A 21,431-nucleotide genomic window follows, 5' to 3' on the forward strand; every position below is an offset into this window, starting at 1 on the left:
CCGAGACGGAGCTGGCATGACCACATCGACCGACAAACTCGTCGCAGCACTTCGGGCGTCGCTGACAGAGGCGGAAGAACTGCGCCGCCGCAACAAGGAACTGACGGCCGCTCAGAGTGAGCCCGTCGCCATCGTGGGCATGGCCTGCCGCTACCCGGGAGGCGTACGGAGCCCCGAGGACCTGTGGCACCTCGTCGCCGACGAGGCCGACGCCATGTCGGCCTTCCCGGCCGACCGCGGCTGGGACCTCGACGCCCTGTTCGACCCGGACTCCTCCCGAGGCGGCACGAGCTATGTCCGCGAAGGCGGATTCGTGCACAGCGCAGGGGAGTTCGACGCCGAGTTCTTCCACATCTCTCCCCGTGAGGCCCTCGCGATGGACCCCCAGCAGCGGCTGCTGCTGGAGACCGCCTGGGAGGCCGTGGAGCGCGCCGGCATCGACGCCGACACGCTCAAGGGCAGCCGCACCGGCGTCTTCATCGGATCGGGAACCCCTGGCTACGGTGCCGGTCTCAAGGACGCCCCGGAGGAGATCCAGGGCTACACCCTGACCGGCCTCGCCACCAGCGTGGTCTCCGGCCGGGTGGCCTACGCCTTCGGTCTCGAAGGGCCGGCCGTGACCGTCGACACCGCGTGCTCGTCGTCGCTGGTCGCCCTGCACCTCGCCGTGCAGGCCCTGCGGCAGGGCGAGTGCACCATGGCCCTCGCCGGCGGCGTCACGGTCATGTCCGACCCAGGAGTCTTCGCCGAGTTCAGCCGCCAGGGGGGACTCTCCCCCGACGGGCGCTGCAAGGCGTTCGCCGATGCCGCCGACGGCACCGGCTGGGCCGAGGGCGTCGGGGTCCTCCTCGTCGAACGGCTCTCGGACGCCGTCCGCAACGGGCACCGGGTGCTGGCGGTGGTGCGGGGTTCGGCCGTGAACCAGGACGGTGCGTCCAACGGTCTCACCGCCCCCAACGGGCCCTCGCAGCAGCGCGTCATCCGCCAGGCCCTCGACAACGCACGCCTGACCGTCGACCAGGTGGACGCCGTCGAGGCGCACGGAACGGGCACCACCCTCGGCGACCCCATCGAGGCGCAGGCCCTCCTCGCCACCTACGGCCGCCGCCGGAGCACGGAACGGCCACTGCGCCTCGGCTCGATCAAGTCCAACATCGGCCATGCGCAGGCCGCGTCCGGTGTGGCGGGTGTGATCAAGATGGTCATGGCGCTGCGCAACGGCACCCTGCCGAAGACCCTGCACGTCGACAGGCCGTCCACGCACGTCGACTGGGAGTCCGGAGCCGTCTCCCTGCTCACCGAGGCCGAGCCGTGGCCCGAGACGGGGGAGTCCCGGCGTGCCGCCGTCTCCTCCTTCGGCGTCAGCGGCACCAACGCCCACGTGATCCTCGAACAGGCTCCGACCGTGCCGGACCCCGAACGCCCGGCGGGCTCCCCGTCCTCCGTGCTGCCGTGGATCGTCTCGGCGCCGGACGCGCAGCAGCTCCGCACCGTGGCCGACCGGCTGCGGGCCCACGTGGAGCGCCGCCCGGAACTAACGACGGCCGCTACCGCTGCCACTCTCGCCTCCCACCGCACGTTCCTCGACCAGCGCGCGGTGGTGGTGGGGGCCGATCGTTCGGCTCTGCTGTCCGGTCTGGCTTCGGTCGCGGCGGGTGAGCCGCACGCGGCGGTGGTCATGGGTGCGTCGAGCGGTCCGGGGAAGGCGGTGTTCGTGTTCCCGGGGCAGGGGGCGCAGTGGTCGCGGATGGGGTTGGAACTCTCCGATGCCTTCCCGGTGTTCGATAAGTCCCTGCGCGAGTGTGCTGCGGCGCTTGCCCCGTTCGTGGGGTGGGATCTGCGGGTGGAGTTGGCGGGTGATCTGGCCCGGGTTGATGTGGTGCAGCCTGCGTCGTGGGCGGTGATGGTGTCGCTGGCTCGGTTGTGGGAGTCGTTCGGTGTGGTGCCGGCTGCGGTGGTGGGTCATTCGCAGGGGGAGATCGCTGCGGCTGTGGTGGCGGGTGCGTTGTCGTTGGAGGACGGTGCCCGGATCGTTGCTGAGCGCAGCCGGGTGATCGGTGAGCGTCTCGCGGGCCGGGGTGGGATGGCGTCGATCGCGCTGCCCGCCGAGACCGTACGAGAACGGCTTAAGCGGTTCGGTGACCGTCTGGCGGTCGCCGCCGTCAACGGGCCTTCCTCCACGGTCGTTTCGGGTGAGCCGTCCGCGCTCGACGAGCTGCTGGCAGGCTTGGAGGGTGAGGAGGTTCGGGTCCGGCGTATCGCGGTGGACTATGCCTCGCACTCCTCGCACGTCGAGTCGATCCGAGACGTACTCCTTGACGTTCTGGCCCCGATTACGCCGCGTTCGGCGACGGTTCCGTTCTATTCCACGGTGACCGGTGGTCTGCTGGACACCGAGGTTCTGGACGCCGCTTACTGGGTGCGGAATCTGCGGCAGACGGTCGAGTTCGAGGCGACGACGAAAGCACTGATAGCCGACGGACTGTCGGCCTTCGTGGAGTGCAGCGCCCACCCCGTCCTCGCCGTGGGGATCCAGGACTCCGGCGCCACCGGAGCCGTCGGTTCCCTCCGGCGCGACGACGGCGGAGCACACCGCTTCGTCACGTCGCTCGCCGAGGCCTTCGTCGCCGGCCTGTCCATCGACTGGACCCCGCTCCTCGGCGGCGCGGAACCTGCCGAGCTGCCCACCTACCCCTTCCGGGGAACCCGCTACTGGCTGGAGGGGGGAGAGTCCGACGCACCCGAACCCAGGTCCGCCGACGCGGCCGAGGCCGGATTCTGGGAGGCCGTCGAGCGGGGGGACGCCGCATCGCTCTCCGCCTCCCTCGACCTCGACCCCGAGGGCGAGGATCTGAGCGCCCTCCTCCCCGCCCTCGCGTCCTGGCGGCGGCGCAGCCGTGAGGAGTCCGTGATCGACTCCTGGCGCTACAAGACCGCCTGGCGGCCCGTCGCCACGCCGGAGGCCGTGCTCTCGGGTACCTGGCTGCTCGTCGTCCCCGAATCGGCCTCGGACCGCGCGGGCGTCTGGGCCGAAGCCGTCGAGACGGCCGTGCACGACGCCGGGGCCGACACGCTCCGCGTCGCCCTCCACCCGGGCGCCGCCCGCGCGGAGCACACGGCGCTGCTCTCCGCGGCCCGAGCGGGTGTCACGGACGTCGTCGGAGTGCTGTCGCTGCTGGCGCTCGCCGAGGACCCGCTGCCCGGCCTCCCCTCCACCCCGGCCGGGCTGGCCGGAACACTCACCCTGGTGCAGGCGCTCGGGGACGCCGGGATCGACGCGCCCCTGTGGTGCGCGACCCGCGGCGCGGTCTCCACCGCCCCGTCCGATCCGCTCACCAGCCCCTCCCAGGCCCAGGTCTGGGGGCTCGGCCGGGTCGTGGCCGAGGAGAACCCGCACCGCTGGGGCGGACTCGTCGACCTGCCCGAGCACCCGGACGCACGGGCGCTGGCCCGGCTCGCCGCCGTACTCGGTGGGACGGACGACGAGGACCAGGTCGCGGTACGCCGGTCGGGGGTTCTCGCCCACCGCCTGGTCCGGGCGCCCTGGGGCGACGGGCGGGAGCCGCGCTCCTGGCGGCCCGAGGGTACCGTGCTCGTCACCGGCGGCACCGGGGCGCTCGGCGGGCATGTCGCCCGCCACTTCGCCGCCCAGGGCGCGCCGCATCTGCTGCTGCTCAGCGGGCGTGGACCGGACGCACCCGGCGCCGCCGAACTGGAGCGCGAACTCACCGGTCTGGGCGCCAGGGTCACCCTCGTCGCCTGCGACGTCGCCGACCGCGACGCCCTCGCCCGCGTGCTCGACAGCGTGCCCGAGGACCTGCCCCTGCGGGCAGTCGTACACACGGCCGCCGTGCTGGACGACGCGATCGTCGACGCCCTGACACCCGCTCAGCTCGACCGCGTCCTGCACGTCAAGGCGCGGGGTGCGCACCACCTCGACGGGCTGACCCGTGACGCCGAGCTGACGGCGTTCGTCCTCTTCTCGTCCTTCGCCGGCACCTTCGGCGTGGCCGGGCAGGGCAACTACGCCCCCGGCAACGCCTATCTGGACGCGCTGGCCCGTGCCCGGCGCTCGCAGGGTCTGCCCGCCACCTCCGTCGCCTGGGGGCACTGGTCCGGCGGCGGCATCGCCTCCGGCACCGCCGAGGCGCAGCTCCGCCGGCGCGGCGGTTCGGAGATCGAGCCGCATACCGCGCTGCGCGCCCTCCAGCACGTCCTCGACCACGACGAGACCGTGGTGGCGCTCGCGCTGATCGAATGGGACCGCATCGCCGCCGGTGCGGCCCACGGTGCGGAGAGCCGGACACGTCCGTTCCTGCGGGAACTGGAGGACGTACGGCGTCTGCTGCGGTCCGCGCGGCACGAGCCCGTCGCCGACGACACCGGGGGCGGCCTCCCGGCCGCCCGCGACCTGGCCGCGCTGCCGCGGGCGGAACGCGAACGGGCGCTGGTCGACCTGGTGCGTACGCACGCCGCCGCCGTCCTCGGTCACGCGTCGCCCGACGCCCTGGACGCCGAACGGCCCTTCCGGGAGCTGGGGTTCGACTCGCTCACCTCCGTCGAGCTGCGCAACCGGCTCGGTGCGGCGACGGGTGTCACCCTCCCCGCCACGGTGGTCTTCGACCACCCCACGCCCCGCGACCTGGCAGCGCACCTGCGCGGCACGCTCCTCGGCGACGAGACCACCGGGACCGACGGCGGGCCCAGCCCCGCCGCGCCCGTCTCCCGTTCCGTGGCGGACGCCGACGCGAACGACCCGGTGGTCGTCGTCGGCATGGGCTGCCGACTGCCCGGAGGCGTCGACACGCCCGAGGACCTGTGGCAGCTGGTCGTGGAGGAACGCGAAGCCGTCGCCGGGCTTCCCGACGACCGGGGCTGGGACGTCGAGGCCCTGGTCACGGCCGGGATCGACGTACCCGGCATGCAGTACGTGCGACAGGGCGGCTTCCTGAGGGACGCCTCCCGGTTCGACGCGTCGTTCTTCGGTATCGGCGACGACGAGGCCCTCGCCATGGACCCGCAGCACCGGCTGTTGCTGGAGCTGGCCTGGGAGACCCTGGAGCGGTCCGGCACCGCGCCGGGCTCCCTGCGCGGCCAATCAGTCGGCGTCTTCCTGGGCACCTTCTCGCAGGGCTACTGGACGGGCATGCAGGAGGTCCCCGAGGCGACCCGGCCGTATCTGAGCGGCGGCATCTCCCCGGCGCTCGCCGCCGGCCGGATCGCCTACGCGCTCGGCCTCGAAGGGCCGGTGCTCACCCTCGACACCGGCTGCTCCTCCTCCGCGCTCGCCCTGCACCTCGCCTGCCAGTCGGTCCGCAGCGGCGAGTGCGAACAGGCGCTCGCGGGCGGGGCGTCCGTGCTCGCCAACCCGGCTGTCTCGCCGGACATGGGCATCGGCGCGGCGAGTGACGGACGCTGCAAGTCGTACGCCGAAGGCGCCGACGGCACCGGCTGGGGCGAAGGCGCCGGCATGCTGCTGGTCGAGCGCCTGTCGACCGCCCGCGCCCGGGGCCACCGCGTCCTGGCCGTGATCCGGGGCAGCGCCGTCAACCACAACGGCACCGGCAACGGCATCGGCGCGCCCAACGGCCCCTCCCAGCAGCGGGTCATCCGGCAGGCCCTCGCCAACGCGGGTCTCGCGCCCGCCGACGTGGACGTGGTCGAGGGACACGGCACCGGGACCGCCCTCGGCGACCCGATCGAGGCGCAGGCACTGATGGCGGTCTACGGACAGGACCGCGACCCGGCAAGGCCGCTCTGGCTCGGCACGGTCAAGTCCAACATCGGCCACCCGCAGGCCGCCTCGGGCGTCATCGGCGTCATCAAGACGGTGCTGTCCCTGACGCACGGCAGCCTGCCCCGGTCCCTGCACTCGGACGAGCCGAGCAGCCATGTCGACTGGGAGACCGGGGGAGTGCGGCTGGTGCAGAAGAGCACCCCGTGGCCCGAGACCGGCCGGGCCCGCCGCGCCGGGGTGTCGTCCTTCGGCGCCAGCGGCACCAAGGTCCACGTCCTGCTCGAACAGCCCGCCGCCGACGACGCCGAACCCTCCGCGCGGGGCAGCCGCACAGGCGGCCTGCCCGTGGCGCCCGTCGTGCTGTCGGCGCGCGGCGCGGAGGCGCTGCGCGAGCAGGCCGCCCGGCTGCGCGCGCACCTCACCGCGCGGCCCGGCACCGACGTCGCCGACGTGGCGTGGACCCAGGCGGTGGGCCGCTCGGCCTTCACCGACCGGGCCGTAGTCCTCGCAGCCGACCGGGAAGCGCTCCTCGACGGCCTGGCCGCCGTGGAACGGGGACAGGAGGGTGACTCCGTGATCCTCGGAACGCCGGCCACCGGCGACCGGCCGGTCGCCGTCACCTTCGGCGGTTCACCCGTGCCCCCGGGCGCGGCACGCCGGCTCCATGCCGCCCTGCCGGAGTTCGCCGACGCGCTCGACGCGCTCTGCGCCCGGCTCGAACCGCTGCTGGAGCAGTCACCGCTCGACCTGCTGCTGGCCGAAACCCCCGGCACGGCCGACGGGCCCGAGCCCGGTGCCGGCGCGTCCGGCATGGCCGGCCCCGGTGCGGTCGCGACCGCACCGGCGACCGTGCACGCCGCGTCCTACGCGTTCGGGCTCGCCCTGTTCCGGCAGCTGTCCTCCTGGGGCGTACGGCCGGTGGCCACCACCGGGCAGGGCCCGGGGGCGGTGGCCGCGGCCGTCGCGGCCGGGGCACTGGACGAGGACGAGGCGGCACGGCTCGTGCTCGCCCTCGGCACGGGCGAGAACCTGGAGGCCGCCGTCGCCGCGCTGACCCCGCCGCCGCCCGGGACCGCACTGCCGCCGGTCGACGCCGAGGGCGTGGAACCGGGGTCGGCCGCCTACTGGGCTGCCGCCTGGGACGGCGGCAGCGGTGCGGCACCCGCCGGGGCCGTCGTCCTCGACCTCGGCGGCGCCCTGCCGTCGGAGCCGGTGACGGACCGCGTCCCGCTGCCGGTCACCGGAGACGGCACGGCAGCCGCCGTGCCGGCCGCACTCGCCCGGCTGCACACGCTCGGTGCCGCCGTCGCCTGGGACCGGGTCTGCGGCGAGGCCACACACCGTCTGGCCGACCTGCCGACCTACCCGTTCCAGCGCTCCGGCTACTGGCTGCGCACCCCGGTGCACCTCTTCACGGCCGGGGCCACCGCCGGAGCCTCGCCCGGGACCGCGGCCGACTGACCCTCCCCAGTCCCCCGCCGGTGCCGGCACCGACGGGCACCGGCGGGGGCCGCACCACGCACGACGCAGCAGGCAACACGCACCACGCGACTCTCGACACGCAATTAGCAGGACGCACGACGCAGGACGCAGGACGCACGACGCGCACGACAACCAGGAGGCACCACCGCCCATGCCGTCCACCGACACGCACACGGACCTGTGGATCCGCAGGTTCGCCCCCGCCTCGGCCACCCCACCCGGAGTCCGTCTGGTCTGCTTCCCGCACGCCGGTGGGTCGGCCTCGTTCTACCACCCGCTGCACCGGGCGCTCGGGCCCACGGCCGAGGTCCTCGGCGTGCAGTACCCGGGCCGCCAGGAACGCCGGGCCGAGGCCCCGCCGTCCGATCTCGCCGTCCTCGTGGACGGCGTCCGCAAGGAACTGGAGGAATGGACCGACCTGCCCTACGTCTTCTTCGGGCACAGCATGGGCGCGGTCATCGCCTACGAAGTGGCCCGCCGGCTGGAGCGGGAGACCGGCGCGGGGCCGCTCGGGCTGATCGCGTCGGGGCGCCGCGCCCCCGGCGTACTCGTCGAGGAGACCGTCCATCTGCGGGAGGACTCCGGCCTGGTCGCGGAGGTGCGGGCGCTGAGCGGCACCGCCGCGAGCCTGCTGGACGACGCGGAGGTCCGCGAAATGATCCTGCCGCCCCTGCGCGCCGACTACACGGCGGTCGAGACGTATCGCCATGTCCCCGGGCGCGAACTGGACTGTCCCGTCACCGTGATGGTCGGCGACGCCGATCCGCGGGTCGACGCTGACCACGCCCGCGCCTGGTCACAGCACACCACCGGTGCCTTCACGCTGCGCACCTTCCCCGGCGGCCACTTCTACCTCGGGGACCAGTGGCCCGCCGTCGGCGCGGCGGTACGCACCTGTCTGACGGCGTTCGGCGCGGAACCGCGCTGACGTGCCGCGCGGCCGGCGCCCGTCGGACGCGCACCCCATCCCACCCCCCCCCACATCCCCACCATCCGAGACGGAGAGTGATGCCGTATGAGTTCAGCCCAGCCCGAGGTCCTGCCCGCGCACGCGCCCAACATCGTCCTGCGCGGCGGTCCGGCCTGGCTGCCGGACGAGCAGCGCACCCGCTACGAGACCGACGTCGAGGGAAACCTGAAGGTGCTCTTCGGCAATGCCTACGAGCACTTCCTCCCGACGGCCGAGACCGTGGAGCAGGAGGGGGTGCGGCTGAGGGTGTTCGAGTGGTCGCGTCGCACCTACGTCGCCGAGTGAACCGGCACGGAGTGAACCGGGACGGCGTGAACCGGGACGGCGTGAACCGGGACGGCGTGAACCGGGACGGCGTGAACCCGCACCGAGTTGCCCGGCACGGAGTGAACCGGCACCGAGGGAGCCGGGACCGAGTGAATCTGCGCCGCGCGAATCTGCGCCGCGTGAACCTGCGTCCTCTGTGACGTCAGGAGGGGCCGGGCCCGTCCGGGCCCGGCCCCTCCCTGTGTGTCGCCGCGGTCGCGGCGGGCCCGTCAGCTCTCGCCGGCCGTCGCCGGTTCCGGCTTCTCCGCCTTCTCCACGCTCTCCGGCTTCTGTGCCTTCCCGGTCCGGCTCATCCCCGGCCGCCACCACGCCCGGTCGCCCATCAGGCTCATCACGGCCGGCACCAGCACCATCCGGATCACGGTCGCGTCCATGATCACGGCTGTCGCCAGTCCGATGCCGATCATCTGGATCAGCGTCTCCGGTACCGAGACGAAGCTGAGGAAGACCACCGCCATGATGATGGCCGCCGTGGTGATCACCCGGGCCGTCGAACCGATGCCCTGCACCACGGCCCGCTGCGCGTTCCCGTCACGGTCGTACGCCTCCCGGACGGCCGACAGCAGGAACACCTCGTAGTCCATGGAGAGTCCGAACAGGACCGCGAACAGCAGCATCGGCACGGCCGACATGATGGGCACCGTCTTGTCCAGGCCCAGCAGGTCCAGGCCCCAGCCCCACTGGAACATCGCGATGATGACCCCGAACGAGACGCCGATCGACAGCAGCGTCATCACCGCGGCCTTGAGCGCGATCAGCGGAGCCCGGAACATGCCGTACAGCAGCAGCATTCCGGCGCCGACCACCGCGAGGATCACCCATGGCAGGCGTTCGCCCACCACGTCCGCCATGTCGATGACCACGGCGGTCGCGCCGCCGACCATCGCCGTGCCGCCGGCCGGGCCGAGCGCCTGGGGGGCGAGGTCGTCGCGGATGCGGTGCACCAGCTCGCTGACCTGCTCGTCCTGCGGTGCGTGCCGCGGGATCACGGTTACCACGGCGGCCTTGCCGTCCTCGCTGGGCGCGGGCGGCATGACGGTCTCCGCCTCCTCGTCCGCCTCCAGCGCGTCCTTGAGCCGGCCCAGTCCGGCCTCGTCGGCGCCCTCGACGGTGATGACCAACGGGGCGTTCCAGCCCGGCCCGTAGTGCTCGGCGACCAGGTCGTACGCCTGGCGCTGGGTGAGTTCGGCGGGCTGGATGCCGTCGTCGGGCGTTCCGAGGCGCAGCCCCAGCACGGGAATCGTCAGCAGCAGGAGGACGGCGGTGGAGCCCACCGCGTACTGCACCCGGTGCCGCTGCACATGGCTGCCCCAGCGGTACGTCAGGGTGTCCTCGTCGTCGGGCGCCGGCCGGGGCTTACCGCGCCGGCGCAGCCGCGGCACGGGGAGGGCGTCCACCCGGTGGCCGAGCAGACCGAGGAGGGCCGGGAGCAGCGTCACCGCGGCGACGACCATCACGCCCACCGTCAGCGCTCCCGCGATACCCATGGCGCCGATGAAGGGGATACCGGCGAACATCAGGCCGAGGATGGCGACGACGACGGTCCCGCCGGCGAACACCACAGCGTGTCCCGCCGCCGCCGTGGCGTGCCCAGCGGCCTTCACCGGTGGGTGCCCGTGGGCCAGTTCGACGCGGAAGCGGCTGAGCACGAAGAGGGCGTAGTCGATGCCCGCGCCCAGGCCGAGCATCACGGCCACGATCGGTGCCGAGGTCGGGATGTCCATCACCAGGCTGACCAGCAGTACCAGCGCGGTGCCGGCGGCGATGCCGATGAGCGCCACCGCGAGCGGCAGACCGGCGGCGACGACCGAGCCGAAGGCCACGATCAGGACGATGAGCGCCGTGCCCACGCCGATGATCTCGGCGCCGCTGGTGGACGGTTCGGTGCCGAGGTCCACCACCATGCCGCGGAACTCCACGGTGAGACCGGCCTTCTGAGCCGGCTCGGCTGCCTCCCGCAGCCGCTCGTAGTGCGAGGCGTCGAGCTCGCCCAGCTCCTTGTCGTAGTCCACGTTGACCATGGCGGCTTCCCCGTCGGGACTGGGGAAGGGATCATCCACGCCCGCCACGTCGGGCTGTTCCCGGATGTCCGTGAGCATCCGCTGGACGGCCGCGGTGTTCGCCGGGTCCTCCAGCTTGCCCTCGGGCGCCTTCCAGACGACCTGGGCGTTGACCACACCGAAGTCCGGGAAGTGCTCACGAGCCACGTCGGTGGCTTCCTGAGACTCGGCGTTCGGCACCCGGAAATCGTTGACGAAGGTGCTGCCGGCGGCCTGCCCGACGACCAGCAGGGCCGCGGCCATCAGCAGCCAGGCGGAGATCGTGCGCCACGGGCGCCGGGCGCAGAGCGCACCGAGCCGTTCCAGTAAGCGTTCCATGGATCCATCAAATCGCACTCGATGTAATTTTTCAACGCGTGCGAATATGCGGCAGCTGTAGATAAAATGTGCGCATGACAGACGTCCCCGCCACCATCGCTCCGCACACCACCGAGTCCGGCGAGCAGACTCCCGCCCCTGGGCTGCGCGAACGCAAGAAACAGCGGACACGGGCCACGCTGATCGCCGCCGCGGTGGAACTCATGTACGCCAAGGGGTACGACGAGACGACGGTCGCCGAGATCGCCGCCGCGGCCGAGGTCTCCACCCGCACCTTCTTCGCGTACTTCCCCAGCAAGGAGGACATCCTCTTCGCCGAGACCGGCCTGCGGATCGATGACGCCGTACGACGCGTGACGGAGCGCAGAACCGGCGAGAGGCCCGCCGACGCGCTGCTGCGCGCCCTGCGGGACACGGTCGACACCGGGGCCGCCGAGCAGGAGCTCTCCGGCGAGCTCGCCTCCCGGCGCATCCGCCTGGTGCTCTCCACACCCGCGCTCCAGGCGGGCGCCATGCGCCGGATCACCGGTGCCCAGCGCGCACTCACCGAAGCCCTGCAGCGCACCTTCCCGGACGAGATCACCCCGGCGGAAGCGGCCGCCGCCGTCGGAGCGCTCGTCGGAGCCCTCGTCAACACCGCGCTCACCGTGCTGCCGGACGACCCCGCCCCCGGCGAACTCCTCGACGCGATCGGCACCGCGGCCACCGTGGCCCTGCGCGGCATCGGTACCCTCGGCGCTGCTCGCCCCGGCCCCGGGCAGCCGGCCGTCTGACGCGGGGCCGGCCGCCCCGGAGGCCGGCGGCGTCCCCACCCCCGGGGGCGACCGCGCCGGGGACCCCCGGGAAAGTCTGGGGGTGTGGCCGGGGGAGACCACGGGGGCCGTGCCGCCGGTACCCGCACACAATGACGACCGGTGTCCGAAGGGCGCCGTACGGCATCAGGAAGCCGCACCACCAATGGAACCACCTGGTCAGCGGGGGCTGAAGGCATGAGGAACGACGAGTCGACGGTGCACGGATCCGGCCCGCGGACCACGGCGGACCGGCCCGCACCGGGGCCCGGGGCGCCGACGGCCGGGGCACCGGTGCCTCAGGCGTCGATGCCCGAGGAATCGGCCTTTGACGCATCGATACCCGAGGTATCGGCCCCTGACGCATCGATACCCTTGGTATCGGCTCCTGCGACGTCGGCAGCCACGGCCCCGCCCGCCCCGCACGATCGTGACGCACCCGTCGCCGTGATCGGCGTGGCCTGTCGCCTGCCCGGCGCCGACGGCCCCGACGCGTTCTGGGAACTGCTCCGCTCGGGCCGCGACTCCGTACGCGAACTCCCCGCCGGACGCCGATCCGAGGGCGCCCCCGCGGTCGCCGGCTACCTCGACCGCATCGACACCTTCGACCCGGAGTTCTTCGGCATCTCTCCCCGTGAGGCCGCTGCCACCGACCCCCAGCAGCGGCTTCTCCTCGAACTCGGCTGGGAGGCCCTGGAGAACGCGGGCACCCTCCCCGCCGGACTGCGCGGCAGCCGGACGGCCGTGCTGGCCGCCGCGATCTGGGACGACTACGCCGAACTCACCCACGGTGGAGGCCCCGACGCCCTCACTCACCACTCGTTCACCGGCACCCGGCGGGCGATGCTGGCCAACCGCCTCTCCCACACCCTCGGACTGACCGGCCCCAGCCTCACCGTCGACACCGGACAGTCGTCCTCGCTCGTCGCCGTGCACCTCGCCTGCGAACTGCTCAGGACGAACGAGGCCACCACCGCGCTCGTGGGCGGCGTCAACCTGATCGCCGGACCCGGCTCCACCGCCGCCTCGCAGCGCATGGGCGCGCTCTCTCCCACCGGCCGCTGCCACACCTTCGACGAGCGCGCCGACGGCTACGTCCGCGGAGAGGGGGGCGCCGTCCTCGTTCTCAAGCCGCTCGACCTGGCCCGCGCCGACGGGGACCGCATCCTCGGCGTCATCCGGGGCAGCGCCGTCAACAACGACGGCGGCGGCGACGCGCTCGGCGTGCCTCGCCGCGAGACCCAGGAGGACGTTCTCCGGCTCGCCCACGGGCGGGCCGGCACCGACCCTGCCGACCTGCACTACGTCGAACTCCACGGAACCGGTACGCCGGTGGGCGACCCGGTCGAGGCTGCGGCCCTCGGCGCCGCACTCGGTGCCCGGCGGCCGGACGGCGACCCGCTCACCGTCGGCAGCGTCAAGACCAACATCGGCCACCTGGAGGGCGCGGCCGGCATCGTCGGCCTGCTCAAGGTCCTTCTGAGCGCAGGCCACCGCGAGATTCCCCCCACGCTGCACCACGTCACCCCCAACCCCCGCATCCCCCTCGACGCGCTCAACCTGCGCGTTCAGACAGGCCTGACGCCCTGGCCCGCCACCGGACGCACCCCGTTGGCCGGGGTTTCCTCCTTCGGCCTCGGCGGCACCAACTGCCATGTGGTCGTGGAGGGGCCCACCCCCGCCCCCGAAAAGCCCACCCCCGCCGATGAGCCCGCCCCTGCCTCCGGCCGCGTGCTGTGGCCGCTCTCAGCCACCAGCCCCGCCGCCCTGCACGCCCAGGCGGCACGGCTGCGCGACCACCTGGCGCGACACCCGGACGCCGCTCCCGCGGACATCGGCCACTCCCTCGCCACCACCCGCACCGCCTTCCGCCACCGCGCCGTCGCGTGCGGCGACGACCTCGACCGCCTCACAGGCGCCGTCACCGCCCTGGCGGAGGGCCTGCCCGACCCCGACCTCGTCATGGGCGCACCCGCCGGCTCGCCGTCCCCCGTGTTCGTGTTCCCGGGACAGGGGGCGCAGTGGTCGCGGATGGGGTTGGAACTGGCGGATACCTTCCCGGTGTTCGACGACGCTCTGCGCGAGTGTGCTGCGGCGCTTGCCCCGTTCGTGGAGTGGGATCTGCGGTCGGAGCTGGCCGGTGAGCTGACCCGGGTTGATGTGGTGCAGCCTGCTTCGTGGGCGGTGATGGTGTCGCTGGCTCGGTTGTGGGAGTCGTTCGGTGTGGTGCCGGCCGCGGTGGTGGGTCACTCGCAGGGGGAGATCGCTGCTGCTGTGGTGGCGGGTGCGTTGTCGTTGGAGGACGGTGCCCGGATTGTCGCTGAGCGCAGCCGTGTGATCGGTGAGCGTCTCGCCGGTCGGGGCGGTATGGCGTCGATCGCGCTGCCCGCCGAGACCGTACGAGAACGGCTTAAGCGGTTCGGTGACCGTCTGGCGGTCGCTGCGGTCAACGGACCGTCCTCCACGGTCGTTTCGGGTGAGCCGTCCGCGCTCGATGAGCTGCTGACGGTCCTGGAGGGCGAGGAGGTTCGGGTCCGGCGTATCGCGGTGGACTACGCCTCCCACTCCTCCCACGTCGAGTCGATCCGAGACGTACTCCTCGACGTTCTGGCCCCGATCACGCCGCGTTCGGCGACGGTCCCGTTCTACTCCACGGTCACCGGCAGCCTGCTCGACACCCAGCAGCTGGACGCCGCCTACTGGGTACGCAACCTGCGGCAGACGGTCGAGTTCGAGGCCACGACGAAGGCGTTGATAGCCGACGGGCTGTCGGCCTTCGTGGAGTGCAGCGCCCACCCTGTCCTCGCCGTCGGGATCCAGGACTCCGGCGCCACCGCCGTGATCGGGTCACTGAAGCGGCACGACGGTGGACGGGACCGCTTCCTCGCCGGGGCCGCAGCCGCGTGGGCGAGTGGGTTGACCGTGGCGGCCGACGCGCTGTTCCACCGGCCGGGCGCCCGACGTCGCCCGCTGCCGACCTACGCCTTCCAGCGGGAGAGCCACTGGCTCTCGACAGCCGGCAGCACCGCACCCACCACCCCGCCCCCCGCTGCCGGCCCGCTCGCGGAGACCGCGCCCGCCCCCGACGCCCCCCTCACCGGCACCTCCGCGGCCACCCTCGCCGGACGGACCCCCCAGCAACAGCGCCGCGCCCTGCTGGACCTCGTCCGCCGCCACGCCGCCGCCGTCCTCGGCCACACCGACGCCACGCACGTCGAGGAGCAACGGACCTTCAAGGACACCGGGTTCGACTCCCACATGAGCCTGGAGCTCCAACAGAGCCTGTCGCGCGCCACCGGCCTCGCGCTTCCCTCCGGCGTGCTGTTCTCGCACCCCACCCCGGAAGCCCTCACCGACCGGATCCACCAGGATCTCCTCGGGAGCACGGCCCCGGGCACGCATCCCGAGGCGGACGCCCCCGGGGCGAAGGACGACGCGGTCGCCGTCGTCGGCATGGCCTGCCGCTTCCCCGGCGGGGTCACCTCGCCCGAGGACCTCTGGCACCTCGTGGCCCAGGGCGCCGACGCCATCGGCCCGTTCCCCACGGACCGTGGCTGGGACCTCGACGCGCTGTACCACCCGGACCCCGACCACCCCGGCACCTCCTACGTCCGCAAGGGCGGATTCCTCGACGGGGCCGGCGACTTCGATGCCCCGTTCTTCGGTATTTCGCCCCGCGAGGCCCGGACGATGGACCCGCAGCAACGGCTGCTGCTGGAGACCTCCTGGGAGGCCGTCGAGCGCGCCGGGATCCTCCCCAGCGCCCTGCGCGGCACCCCGACCGGAGTCTTCGCCGGTGCCATGGCCATGGAGTACGGCACCCGCCTCCACGAAGCACCCCAGGACTTCCAGGGCCAGATGCTCACCGGCACGGCGGGCAGTGTCCTCTCCGGGCGCGTGGCCTACGGTCTCGGCCTGCGCGGCCCCGCCGTCACCGTGGACACCGCCTGCTCCTCCTCACTCGTCGCCCTCCACCTCGCCGCCCAGGCGCTCCGCCAGGGCGACTGCTCCCTCGCCCTCGCCGGCGGGGTCACCGTCATGCCGCACCCCGGCATGTTCCTGGAGTTCAGCCGGCAACGCGGGCTGTCGGCCGACGGCCGCTGCAAGGCGTTCGGCTCCGGTGCCGACGGCACCGGATGGGCCGAGGGTGTCGGTGTGGTCGTCCTCGAACGGCTCGCGGACGCCCGGCGCAACGGGCACCGGGTCCTCGCCGTACTTCGTGGCTCCGCCGTCAACCAGGACGGCGCAAGCAACGGCCTCACCGCTCCGAACGGCGATGCCCAACAGCAGGTGATCCGGCAGGCGTTGCGCGGGGCAGGGCTCGCCCCGGACGACGTGGACGCCGTCGAGGCGCACGGCACCGGCACCCGCCTCGGCGACCCCATCGAGGCCCAGGCACTGCTCGCCACGTACGGCACCGACCGCGACCCCGAGCACCCCCTGCGGCTCGGCTCCCTCAAGTCCAACATCGGCCACGCCCAGGCCGCCGCGGGCGTCGGCGGTGTCATCAAGACCGTCATGGCCCTGCACCACCGCACCCTCCCGAAGACGCTCCACGCCGACCAGCCGTCCCCGTACATCGACTGGGACGCGGGCGCCGTGTCGCTGCTGACCGAGGCCACGGCCTGGCCCGACCGCGGCCGCCCCCGCCGCGCCGCCGTGTCGTCCTTCGGCATCAGCGGCACCAACGCCCACGTCATCCTGGAAGAGGCCCCGCCGGGCCCGGACGACGGCGCCGCCCAGCGCCGCACCGACGCTCCCGTCGCCTGGAGCCTCTCCGCCCGTACCGCCCCGGCGCTCGCCGCCCAGGCCCGGCGCCTGCACACCCGCCTCAGCGCCGACGACGCCCCCCACCCGGCCGACATCGGCCTCTCCCTCGCGACCACCCGGGCCGCCCTCGACCACCGCGCGGTCCTGATCGGCGACAGCCCGGACGAACTGTTGCCCGCCCTCGCCGCGCTCGCCGACGGCGCACCGGCCGGCACCACGGTCACCGGGACCGTCGGCTCCACCGCCGCCGGACCCGTCTTCGTCTTCCCCGGACAGGGCGCCCAGTGGTCCGGCATGGGACGTGAACTGGCCGCCGCGTTCCCCGTCTTCGACGCGTCGCTCGACGCCTGCGCCCGGGCTCTCGCGCCCTACACGGACTGGGACCTGCGGGCGGAACTGGCCGGCGACCTGTCCCGCGTGGACGTGCTGCAACCCGCGACCTGGGCGGTGATGGTGTCGCTCGCCCGCCTGTGGCAGTCGTTCGGCGTGACCCCGGCCGCGGTGGTCGGCCACTCGCAGGGCGAGATAGCCGCCGCCGTCGTCGCGGGTGCGCTGTCCCTGGAGGACGGCGCGCGCGTCGTCGCCGAGCGCAGCAGGATCATCCGCCGCAGCCTCGCCGGGCGCGGCGGCATGGCGTCCGTGGCGCTGCCCGCCGACACCGTACGGGCACGCCTCACCGAGGTGGGGGAGGGGCTGGAGGTCGCCGCCGTCAACGGACCCCAGTCCACGGTCGTCTCCGGCGACCCCACCACCCTCGACCGCCTCCTCGCCCTTCTCGAACCCGAGGACGTCCGCGTCCGCCGCATCGCGGTCGACTACGCCTCGCACTCCTCGCACGTCGACTCGGTGCGCGACCAACTCCTGGAGGTGCTGGCCCCGGTCCGGCCGCGCGACGGGAACGTACCGTTCCACTCGACCGTCACCGGAGAGGCACTCCGTACCACGGAGCTCGACGCCGCCTACTGGGTGCGCAACCTGCGCCGGACCGTCGAGTTCACCACCGCCGTCGAAGGGCTCGCCGCCGACGGCCACAGCCTGTTCGTCGAGATGAGCCCGCACCCCGTGCTCACCATGGCCGTCGAGGAGACCGCCGCCGGCTCCCTCTCGGCCGTCGGCTCCCTGCGCCGCGACGACGGCGGGCCCCGCCGCTTCCTCACCTCGCTGGCCGAGGCGCACGTCCGCGGCGCGGACATCGACTGGGCCCCCGTCTTTCCCGGCGCGGCCGTCGTGGACCTGCCCACCTACGCCTTCCAGCACCGGCACCACTGGCTCGACGGCGCCACGGCGCGCCCCGCCGTCGGAGACCATCCGCTCGCCGCGACCGTGGAACGCCTCGCCGACGGCGACGGCGCCCTGCTGACCGGACTCCTCTCCCGGTCCACCGCGCCCTGGATCCCGGACCACGCCGTCGCCGGCGACGTCCTGCTGCCCGGCACCGCCTTCGTCGAACTGCTGCTGCGCGCCGGTGAACAGGTCGGCTGCGCCCGGCTGGAGGACCTCACGCTCCAGGCCGCGCTGCCGCTGCCCGGCGACGGGTCCGCGGTGCGCCTGCAGATCTCCGTCCGCGAACCGGAGGAGGGCACCGGCTCCCGCCCCTTCACCGTGCACACCCGCCCGGCCGGCAGCGCGCCCGACACCCCCTGGACCCGCCACGCCACCGGCACCCTCGCCCCCGCCCGGGCCACCGCCCAGGCGCCCGACCCGGGCCTCACCAACTGGCCGCCCCCGGACTCCGAACCGGTGGCCCTGGAGAAGCTGTACGGCGAACTCGCCTCCCTCGGCTACGAGTACGGCCCGGCGTTCCGTGGGCTCACCGCCGCCTGGCGCCACGGCCGCACCGTCTACGCGGAGGTCGCGCTGCCCGCCGACCGGCACCCCGAGGCGGCCGGCTACGGCATCCACCCGGCGCTCCTGGACGCCTGTCTGCACGCCGCGCTGCTGGACCGCCTCGACACCGATGCGGCCCGGCCCGCCCTGCCCTTCGCCTGGTCCGGCGTCGAACTGCACGCCACCGGCGCCACCGCGGCTCGTGTCCGTATCGTCCCGGCCGAGCCCGGGTCCGACACCGTCGCGGTCACCGTCGCCGACGCGGGCGGTCAGCCGCTCGCCGAGGTCGAGGCCCTGGTGCTCCGCGAGGCGCCCGCCGCCATCGGCCCGGCCGACGCACTCCCGGAGGGTCTGTACCGCGTCACCTGGACGCCCGCCCCCGGCCCCGCCGCCACCCCGCCCGGCGAGTGGTGCGCTTACGGCGACGAACTGCCCGACCCCGTCCCGCCGACCGTCGTCGCCCGGGTCGAGGCCCGGGCCGATGTGGCCGACGCCGTCAACCACGCGCTGCGGACCGTCCAGCGGTGGCTCGCCGACGAACGGTGCGCCCGCTCCCGGCTCGTCCTCGCCGTCTGCGGCGACACCCCGGCCGAGGCCGCCGTCGCCGGTTTCATCCGCTCGGCCAGGACCGAGCACCCCGGCCGCTTCGTCCTCGTCCACCTGCCCGCCGACGCGTCCGACGCGGACGCCGCCGCGGCCGGCGACGAACCGGAGATCCGGATCGGCGCCGGCGGCCCCACCATGCCGCGGCTCGCCCGCGTCGGCGCCGACGGCGTCCTCGCCCCGCCCGCCGAAGGGCCCTGGCGGCTGGACGTCACCGACCCGGGCACCCTCGCCCTGCTCCCCTCGCCCGCCGCCGCCCGCACCCTGGCACCCGGCGAGGTACGGGTGAGGATGGCCGCGGCGGGGCTCAACTTCCGGGACGTCGTCGTCTCCCTCGGCATGGTGCCCGGACTGGAGGGCGTCGGAGTGGAAGGCGCGGGGGTGGTGGAGGAGACCGGCCCCGGCGTCACCCGCCTCGCCGTCGGCGACCGGGTGATGGGCCTGCTCCCCGAGGCCATGGCACCCCTCGCCGTGGCCGACGCCCGCACCCTCGTACACGTCCCCGACGGCTGGACCCTGCGCCAGGCCGCCTCCGTCCCCGTCGCCTTCCTCACCGCCGAACTCGGCCTCGTCGAGGGCGCGGGCCTCGGGCCGGGCGACCGCGTGCTGGTCCACACCGCCACCGGCGGACTCGGGCTCGCCGCCCTCCAGCTGGCCCGCCGCGCCGGCGCCGAGGTCTTCGCCACCGCCAGTCCGGGCAAACACGCCCTCCTGCGTGAACTAGGCCTCGACGACGACCACATCGCCTCCAGCCGCGACCTCGGCTTCCGTGAGCGGTTCCTCGACGCCACCGGCGGCGCCGGCCTGGACGTCGTCATGAACACCCTCAGCGGCGAGTTCACCGACGCCTCCCTCGACCTCCTGCCGCGCGGCGGCCGGTTCGTCGAGATGGGCAAGACCGACATCCGCGACCCCGGCACCGTCGCCGCCGGCCACCCGGGCGTCGACTACCTCTACTTCGACCTGCTCGCCGAAGCACCCGACCGGATCCGCGACGGCCTCGACCGGCTGGCCGCCCCCCTCGCCGACGGCGACCTGACGCCGCCGCTCATCAGCAGCCGGGACATCCGGCACGCCCCCGAGGCGTTCGACACCCTCCGTGCCGCCACCCACCTCGGCAAGATCGTGCTCACCCTCCCGCACACCTGGGACGCCGACCGGACCGTCCTGGTCACCGGCGGCACCGGCACCCTGGGCAAGCTCCTCGCCCGGCACCTCGTCACCCGGCACGGAGTGCGCCACCTGCTCCTCACCAGCAGGCGCGGACCCGACGTCGAAGGGGCCGACGCCCTCGTCGACGAGCTGCGCGAACTCGGCGCCCACGCCGCCGTCGTCGCCTGCGACGCCGCCGACCGCGACGCGCTCGCCGCCCTGCTCGCCGGTATCCCCGCCGACCGGCCGCTCGGCGCGGTCGTGCACACGGCGGGCCTGCTGGACGACGCCACCGTGGAGACCATGACGCCCGCGCAGGTGGAACGGGTCCTGCGGGCCAAGGTCCGGTCCGCCGAACTGCTCGACGAGCTGACCGCCGGCATCGACCTCGACGCGTTCGTCCTCTTCTCCTCCGTCGCCGGGGTGCTCGGCACGGCGGGGCAGGCCAACTACGCCGCCGCCAACGCGGCCCTGGACGCCCTCGCCACCCGCCGCAGGCGGCAGGGGCGTGCGGCGGTGTCGGTCGCCTGGGGGCTGTGGGAGCAGTCCAGTGGCATGACCGGGCACCTGGACGGGCAGGACATCGGGCGGCTCGCCCGCACCGGCACGGCTCCCCTCGCGTCCGCCGACGGACTGGCCCTGTTCGACGCGGCCCTCGCCGTGGACGAGCCCGGTGTGGTCGCGACCCGCCTCGACCACGCCGTCCTGCGGGAGCAGAGCCCCTCCGCCCTGCCGGCCGTGCTGCGCACCCTGGCCGGCCCCGGACGCCGTCGCGCCACCGCACCCGCCCCGGGCGGGGAGGGCGACGAGGCGACCCTCGCGCGGCGCCTCGCGGACGCCGCCCCCGCGGAGCGCCGCCATACCCTGCTGGAGCTGGTCCGCACCCAGACGGCGACCGTGCTGCGGCTCTCCGGGGCCCACGAGGTGGAGGACGAGCGACCGTTCCGCGAGGTCGGATTCGACTCGCTCACCGCGGTGGAGCTGCGGAACCGGATCAACGCCGCCACCGGTCTGCGGCTGCCGAGCACCGTCATCTTCCGGCACCCCACCCCCGCGCAGCTCGCCGACCGGCTGCACACCGAGCTGGTGCCGGAGCAGGACACCGTCGTGGCCGCCACGACCGTCCTCGCCGACATCGGCCGTCTGCGCACGGCCGTCGCCGGCATCGCCGCCGAGGAGCGGGGGGCCGTGGCCGAGGAGCTGAGCCGGCTCCTCACGGAGGTCGGCGGCGTCGAGGACCTGCTGGGCTCCGCGGGGCAGAGCGATCTCGCCGCCGCCACCGACGACGAGATGTTCGCGCTGATCGACAAGGAGCTGGAGATGGAGTGAGAACACCGCCCGGGCCGCCGGGCCCACCGGCGCCGCCCGGGCTTCGCGCCCCACCGGCGCCGCCC

6 protein-coding genes are annotated in these 21,431 nt (G+C 74.1%); 5 read left to right on the top strand and 1 reads right to left on the bottom strand.

Going from position 1 to position 21,431, the window contains the following annotated elements:
* Window positions 1–61: 61 nt before the first annotated feature.
* From ACIQRW_RS32550 to ACIQRW_RS32560, 3 genes are all read left to right on the top strand, one after another.
* Window positions 62–7,198 carry a type I polyketide synthase gene (locus ACIQRW_RS32550; RefSeq protein WP_403767425.1) on the top strand — a complete coding sequence of 2,379 codons (7,137 nt, stop codon included), beginning with the start codon at window positions 62–64 and terminating at the stop codon, window positions 7,196–7,198.
* Window positions 7,199–7,370: 172 nt separating this feature from the next.
* Entirely contained in the window at window positions 7,371–8,147 is a 777-nt protein-coding gene (locus ACIQRW_RS32555; RefSeq protein WP_403767268.1) for a thioesterase II family protein, read from the top strand.
* Window positions 8,148–8,234: 87 nt separating this feature from the next.
* The gene (locus ACIQRW_RS32560) at window positions 8,235–8,474 is read left to right on the top strand and encodes a DUF5988 family protein (protein ID WP_215109728.1); all 240 of its coding nucleotides are present in this window, start codon (window positions 8,235–8,237) and stop codon (window positions 8,472–8,474) included.
* Between the two features lie 251 nt (window positions 8,475–8,725).
* Here ACIQRW_RS32560 and ACIQRW_RS32565 read toward each other — a convergent pair whose 3' ends face one another.
* Window positions 8,726–10,894 (bottom strand): MMPL family transporter, encoded by a 2,169-nt coding sequence (locus ACIQRW_RS32565; RefSeq protein WP_403767271.1) that lies wholly within the window; start codon window positions 10,892–10,894, stop codon window positions 8,726–8,728.
* A 74-nt stretch (window positions 10,895–10,968) separates the two neighbouring features.
* Here ACIQRW_RS32565 and ACIQRW_RS32570 point away from each other — a divergent pair, with 74 nt between their 5' ends.
* Together ACIQRW_RS32570 and ACIQRW_RS32575 are read left to right on the top strand one after the other, a co-directional pair.
* Entirely contained in the window at window positions 10,969–11,667 is a 699-nt protein-coding gene (locus ACIQRW_RS32570) for a TetR family transcriptional regulator (RefSeq protein ID WP_403767273.1), read from the top strand.
* A 327-nt stretch (window positions 11,668–11,994) separates the two neighbouring features.
* Window positions 11,995–21,366: a type I polyketide synthase gene (locus tag ACIQRW_RS32575; RefSeq protein WP_403767428.1), complete on the top strand. Its 9,372-nt coding sequence runs from the start codon at window positions 11,995–11,997 to the stop codon at window positions 21,364–21,366.
* The last annotated feature ends 65 nt before the right edge of the window (window positions 21,367–21,431 follow it).

The organism is Streptomyces sp. NPDC091287 (genome assembly GCF_044768525.1).
Classification (GTDB): domain Bacteria; phylum Actinomycetota; class Actinomycetes; order Streptomycetales; family Streptomycetaceae; genus Streptomyces.